This is a genomic window from Deltaproteobacteria bacterium, assembly GCA_020848745.1.
Taxonomy (GTDB): Bacteria; Desulfobacterota; Binatia; order UTPRO1; family UTPRO1; genus UTPRO1.
Genome location: JADLHM010000036.1, coordinates 1 through 5,646, shown reverse-complemented (window position 1 = coordinate 5,646; position 5,646 = coordinate 1). Strand labels below are relative to the sequence as shown.

Below are 5,646 nucleotides of genomic sequence, written 5' to 3'. Positions count from 1 at the left end.
GTCGGGCGCGCCCGCAGGTCTTTGCGCGCCTACGTCGACGTCATGGAATCCGGTGAGCACCCGTGTCCACTACACGAAGGACGCTGAGCGTGACCTCGATGCCATCGCCGAGTACACGCGTGCCCACGGGGGCGTCACGCAGTGCGCCAAATACCTCGACTTTCTGGAACGCACGTGTGAGCAGATCCTTCCGAGCAACCTGAAGCACGCCCGTCCTGTTCCGCAGCGGCCACAGCTCCTGCGCTGGCGATGCGAACGCCACGTGCTCTACCTGCGTCGTATCGAGGGCGGTATCGAGATCGTGCGCATCCTGCATGAGCGCATGCTGCCGGAGAAACATTTGTGACGGTCTCGCGACGGGGGAGCGCCCCCTATCGGTCGACGCGGACCGGCGCGAAGCGGCTCTGGTGGTAGCCGTAGCAGCCGTAGATCACGAGGCCGATCGCGAGCCAGGCGAAGAGGCGCGCCCAGTTGTGCCACCCGAGCGCGATCATGAGCGTGAGGTTCGCGGCGATCCCGAGCACCGGCACGACCGGGACGAACGGGGTGCGGAACGGGCGCGGCACGTCGGGGCGGGTGTAGCGCATGATCAGGACCGCGGCGCAGACGACGACGAACGCGAACAGCGTTCCGATGTTCACGAGCTCCGCCAGCACCTTCAGCGGCAGCAGCGCCGCGACCACCGCGACGATCACGCCGACGAGGATGGTCGAGCGGTGAGGCGTGCGATAGCGCGGGTGGATCGCGGCGAAGAAGCCGGGCGGGAGAAGCCCGTCCCGGGCCATGGCGAGGAGGATGCGCGCCTGGCTCAACATCATGACCAGGAGGACGCTCGTGATCCCCGCGACGGCGCCGAAGGCGACGATGAAGGTCGCGACCGGCAGCCCGAAGCTCGCGAAGGCGTGCGCGATCGGGGCGTCGATGTCGAGCTGCGTGTAGGGCACCATGCCGGTCAGCACGCCCGCGACCGCGATGTAGAGCACGGTGCAGAGGGCGAGTGAGACGAGGATGCCGATCGGGACGTCGCGCTCGGGGTTCCGGGCTTCCTCGGCGTGGGTGCTGATCGAGTCGAAGCCGATGTACGCGAAGAACACGTACGCGGCGCCCTGAAACGTGCCGGCGAGTCCTTTCTCGTGATGGAAGAACGGATGCCAGTTCGCCGTGTCGACGTGCCCGAGCCCGGCGGCGATGACGAAGATGACGATGCCGAGCTTGAGCGCGACGATCAGGGAGTTGAGGCCCGCGCTTTCGCGGATGCCGACGACGAGTACGCCCGTGAGCAGCAGCACGACGGCCACCGCCGGCAGATCGAACACGATCGGGACGGGGCCGAGGTGCCAGGCCCCCGCGACGACCTCCGGGGCGGCGCTCATGGGGTCGATCGCGAGCGCGGGAGGCAGGTGGACCTCGAAGAGTCCGAGAAACGCCTGGAGGTAGTGCGACCAGCCGTGCGCGACCGCGCACGACGCGATCGCGTACTCGAGCACGAGATCCCAGCCGATGATCCAGGCCGCGAGCTCGCCGAGCGTCGCGTACGCGTACGTGTACGCGCTCCCCGCGACCGGAATCATCGAGGCGAACTCGGCATAGCACAGCGCGGCAAGCGCGCAGCCGGTGCCGGCCAGCACGAAGGACAGCATCAACGAGGGGCCGGCGAAATCGCGCGCCGCGAGACCGGTCATGACGAAGATGCCGGCGCCGATGATGGCGCCGACGCCGAGCGACGTGAGCGCGACCGGCCCGAGCACGCGATGCAGTCGATCGGCGGAGGCGAGCTCGGCGCGCAGCACTTCGACCGATTTGGTGGCGAAGATGCGCGACCCCAAGGCGAGCTGCGAGTACCACAGGCCACCGAGGGGCGCAAAAGCCGAGGTGCGCTCGCGTGCCATTTCCGCTCGGAACGTTTTCGGCGATCGGAACCCCTACTTGCCTTCATATATCGCTTCGTGATTTTGCCCGGACGGTAGCGATCGTGTAGCGTCGACGAAGAGTGCCGGAGTCCGCTGCACCCGTGAGAGAGGAGCCCACCGAGTGGAACCGACCGCGAACTTGAACATGCTCGCCATGATCCAGCAGGGGTGGCTCGCCACGTACCCGCTCATCGTCATGTCGATCGTGAGCGTCACCGTGATCGCCGAGCGGCTGTGGAGCTTCCGCAACCTGGTGGGCGAAACCGCCGAGCTGACGCGCGGCGTGCATGCCGATCTCGCGCGCGGCGACGTCGAGGCCGCGTTGCAGCAGGCCGAGGCCGCGCGCGGCTCGGCGCCCGGGCGCGTCTTCGCCGAGGTGGTCCGTCAGGGCGGCGCGCTCGACGCGGAGGACCTGGCCGACCTCGGCGCCGAACGGCGCTTCGAGGAGATCGAGCAGCTGAAGCGGCCGCTCTGGATCCTGGGGACGGTCGCGTCGAGCGCCCCGTTCATCGGCCTCTTCGGCACCGTCGTCGGCATCATCAAGGCCTTCCACAACATGGCGGCGCTCGGGAGCGGCGGATTCGCGGTGGTGGCGAGCGGCATTTCCGAGGCGCTCGTCGCGACCGCGCTCGGCCTCGGCGTCGCCATCATCGCGCTCATCTTCTACAACTACTTCCAGGTCCGGCTGGATCGCATCGAGGCGGCACTGACCATCGGTGCGGCCCGGTTGATCGAGGCCTTGCGCACCGCCGGCAGCCGCGCGCCGCGCCAGGCGAGGGTCGCGGATGGCCTTCGCTAAGCTTCCCGCCGGTGGTCGGTCGCACATCATGGCCGACATCAACATCACGCCGCTGACGGACATCTTCCTCGTACTCCTCATTATCTTCATGGTGACGAGCGTCGCCATGGTCGACACCGGCGCCAAGGTCATGCTCCCCGAGGTCGACAGCACGCAGAGCGCGCCGCGCGAGATCACGATCACGGTGACGCCGCTCCACGAGATCTACGTGAACGCCGACCTCGTCGCTCTCGAAGGGCTCGAAGGCACGCTGAAGAGCCTCCTCGCCACGCGCCCCGACACGCCCGTCGTGCTCCAGGGCGACCGCGAGGTGCTGCTCGGCGACGCCGTCCGGATCCTCTCGGCGGCGCAGCGCGCGGGGGCGACGCAGGTGGCGATCGCCGCGGAGCGGGGGAGGGCGGCCCAGTAGGCTCGCGGCGCGCCCGGACACCGCACCAGACGAGTCGCCGATGAGTGCTCCCGCCAAACCGCCGCCCGAGGACGACCCGCTCGCGAACGCCTTTCCGGTCCGCAGCGCCCTTCCGGCGTTTCTCTTGTCGGCGGCCTTTCATGCCGGCCTGCTGCTCGCCCTCGCGACCATCAGCGTGACCGTCGCGAAGCAGGTCCGGAAGATCAACGTGAAGATCGTCGAGCCGCCGGCGGCGGTCGAGGACTCGGACGTCGACGGTGCGCCCGCGCTGACCGACATCGCCGGGCAGCTGCGTCCGGTGATCACGCAGCCGCGGACCGCCGGCTCGGTCGCGGGCCCGAGCGCGCCCGCCGCGGTCGCCAACGTGCGGGCGCCCGACCTGCCGCGGATCGGCGTCGCGCCGAGCGTCGGCGCGGCGCCGGGGAGCCTCGACATCCCGCTCTCGTTCGGCGGCTCGGGGCTCGCCGGGGGCGGCCCCGGAGGAAGCGGCTTCGGCGACGTGCTCGGCAGCCTGCGCAAGGTCGGCGTCGACCTCGTGCTCCTGATCGACACCACCAACAGCATGCAGTCGATCATCGACGACGTGAAGAACCAGGTGCGGGGCTTCATCGCCGACCTCCAGCGTATGGTGCCGTCGAGCCGCGTGGCCGTCGTCGCGTACCGAGACAAGGGCGACGAGTACGTCACGAAGTGGGTGGACTTCAGCTTCAAGACCGACAAGGTGCAGGCCTTCGTGGTGAACCTGCGCTCCGACGGCGGCGGCGACTATCCGGAGGCCGTGTACGAGGCCGTAGACGCCGCGATGACCGAGCTCTCGTGGCGGAAGATCGCGCGCCGCATCATGATCATCATCGGCAGCTCGCCGCCGCATCCGCAGACCATGCCGGCGCTTCTCAAGCTCGTCCGCGACCTCAAGGAGAAGAACGGCGCCATCGGGGCCATCGACGTCACCAAGCGCCTGCACGACGAGTACGAGCGCGCGGACTGGGTCGCGCACGGCTCGCGGGGCGAGTTCAAGCCGACGCCGATGCCCGCCTTCTACCAGGAGGTGAGCGACACCTATCGCGTCATCACGAGCCAGGGCGGCGGCGAGCTCATCGCGCTCGGCGAGGAAAAGTCGCTGCTGCGCCAGGTGATGATCCTCACCTTCGGCACGCGCTGGCGCGTCGAGATGGCGAAGTACATGGGCAAGCTCGAGTAGATGCGCGCCCGGAGCTTCCGACTCCTCGGCGCGGCGGCGGCCGTGGCGGCGCTGCTCGTCGCCGGCTCGCCGGGCGCCGCCACGGGCGCGTCGCTGGCGGACCTGCGCGCGCAAGCGCACGGCGCCGGGCTCAGTCCGGGATCGGGCGGCGCGGGAGAGCAGGCGGCAATCGATCGGCTCGGGCGGATCGCGCTGCAGTTCCTCGACGCGGCCGATGCCGCCGACGCCGGCGCGGCGAGCACCTACGAGGCGATCGCCGGACCTCTGGAACGCAGCTACGAGTCGCATCGGCAGGCGCTCGACCGGATGAACCAGAGCGTCATCGACGCGGACGGCGACATGGACGCCCTGGCCGAGTCGCCGGCGTACAGGGAGCACCAGGCGCTCGCGGTGCAGGCGCTCTACTACCTGAACTGGCTGCGCTACCGCGGGGCGCTCTTCTTCGGCGGCGCGAAGCGCCGGGAGCTCCTCGACAAGGCGGCGGCCGGCTTCGGCGAGTTCGCGACCGCGCAGAGCGACAACCCGATCGTCGCCGAGAGCCGCCTGGGGCGCGGGCTCGCCTATCTCGAGCTCGACCACGTGGATTGGGCCATCGGGGATTTCGAGGCGGTCGCACAGATGAAGGGCGCCTCGCCGGAGCGCGTGCGGAAGGCGCAGCTCGCGCTCGCCGAGTCGTACGTGCGGGTCGGGCGGAGCGCGGACGCCCTGCGGGCGTCGAAGCAGGCGCTCGACGGCGCGCCCCCGGGGGACCTGCCGCGTGCGCGCTACACCCGCGCCCGCGCGCTGCTCATGGCGGCCGCCGGCCAGCCGGGGCAGAAGGCGGCGTATCAGGGCGAGGCGGCGTCGCTCTTGTCGCAACTGCAGGCCGAGGGCGGCCCGTGGGGGGCGCGCGCGACGCAGATCGTCCGCAACGGGCTCGACAACCCGAAGAACTGGGCGGGTCCGAAGGCGAAGGACGTGCCCCCGCCGCCTTCCGAGTGGGACGTCACGAAGCAGCTCGTCGCCTCGGGCAAGTTCAAGGAGGCGATCCCGAAGCTCGAGCAGGTGCTGGCCGCGACCGACGACGAGGCGAGGAAGAACCAGAGCGAGGCGCGCTACCTCCTCGGGCTGTCGCGCTTTCGGAGCGGCGACCGCGCCGGGGCGATCGCCGTCTTCGACCAGATCCTGGCCGAGAAAGACGGCAAGTATCGCGACGACGCCGCGTATCTGCGCTTCAAGGCGAGCGAGGCGGGCTATGCCGCCGATCCGACGCCGGCGAACCAGCCGGCGTACGAAGGGGCTCTCGTCGAGTTCCTCCGCGACTTCCCGAAGCACAAGGCCGCGCCCG

Annotated in this window: 6 protein-coding genes; 5 read left to right on the top strand and 1 reads right to left on the bottom strand. The window is 70.0% G+C overall.

What is annotated here, in order from left to right; all coding sequences use genetic code 11:
* The first annotated feature begins 52 nt into the window (after positions 1–52).
* The gene (locus tag IT293_04900) at positions 53–346 is read left to right on the top strand and encodes a type II toxin-antitoxin system RelE/ParE family toxin (GenBank protein MCC6763984.1); all 294 of its coding nucleotides are present in this window, start codon (positions 53–55) and stop codon (positions 344–346) included.
* 25 nt (positions 347–371) lie between these two features.
* Here IT293_04900 and IT293_04895 read toward each other — a convergent pair whose 3' ends face one another.
* Positions 372–1,889, bottom strand: a complete 1,518-nt coding sequence (locus IT293_04895; GenBank protein ID MCC6763983.1) for an amino acid permease — start codon at positions 1,887–1,889, stop codon at positions 372–374.
* Between the two features lie 166 nt (positions 1,890–2,055).
* Between IT293_04895 and IT293_04890 the strand changes: the two genes are divergently transcribed.
* From IT293_04890 to IT293_04875, 4 genes are all read left to right on the top strand, one after another.
* Positions 2,056–2,709 carry a MotA/TolQ/ExbB proton channel family protein gene (locus IT293_04890; protein MCC6763982.1) on the top strand — a complete coding sequence of 218 codons (654 nt, stop codon included), beginning with the start codon at positions 2,056–2,058 and terminating at the stop codon, positions 2,707–2,709.
* Positions 2,696–3,118 carry a biopolymer transporter ExbD gene (locus tag IT293_04885; GenBank protein ID MCC6763981.1) on the top strand — a complete coding sequence of 141 codons (423 nt, stop codon included), beginning with the start codon at positions 2,696–2,698 and terminating at the stop codon, positions 3,116–3,118. Before IT293_04890 ends, IT293_04885 begins: the two co-directional genes overlap by 14 nt.
* 40 nt (positions 3,119–3,158) lie before the next feature.
* On the top strand, positions 3,159–4,319 hold the full coding sequence (locus IT293_04880) for a VWA domain-containing protein (protein MCC6763980.1): 1,161 nt from the start codon (positions 3,159–3,161) through the stop codon (positions 4,317–4,319).
* On the top strand, positions 4,320–5,646 hold a 1,327-nt coding region (locus IT293_04875; GenBank protein MCC6763979.1), incomplete at its 3' end, for a hypothetical protein.

Coding starts and splice junctions, on each gene's coding strand:
- IT293_04895 (MCC6763983.1), bottom strand. CDS start 1,889: ATGGCACGCGAGCGCACCTCGGCTTTTGCGCCCCTCGGTGGCCTGTGG.
- IT293_04890 (MCC6763982.1), top strand. CDS start 2,056: ATGCTCGCCATGATCCAGCAGGGGTGGCTCGCCACGTACCCGCTCATC.
- IT293_04885 (MCC6763981.1), top strand. CDS start 2,696: ATGGCCTTCGCTAAGCTTCCCGCCGGTGGTCGGTCGCACATCATGGCC.
- IT293_04880 (MCC6763980.1), top strand. CDS start 3,159: ATGAGTGCTCCCGCCAAACCGCCGCCCGAGGACGACCCGCTCGCGAAC.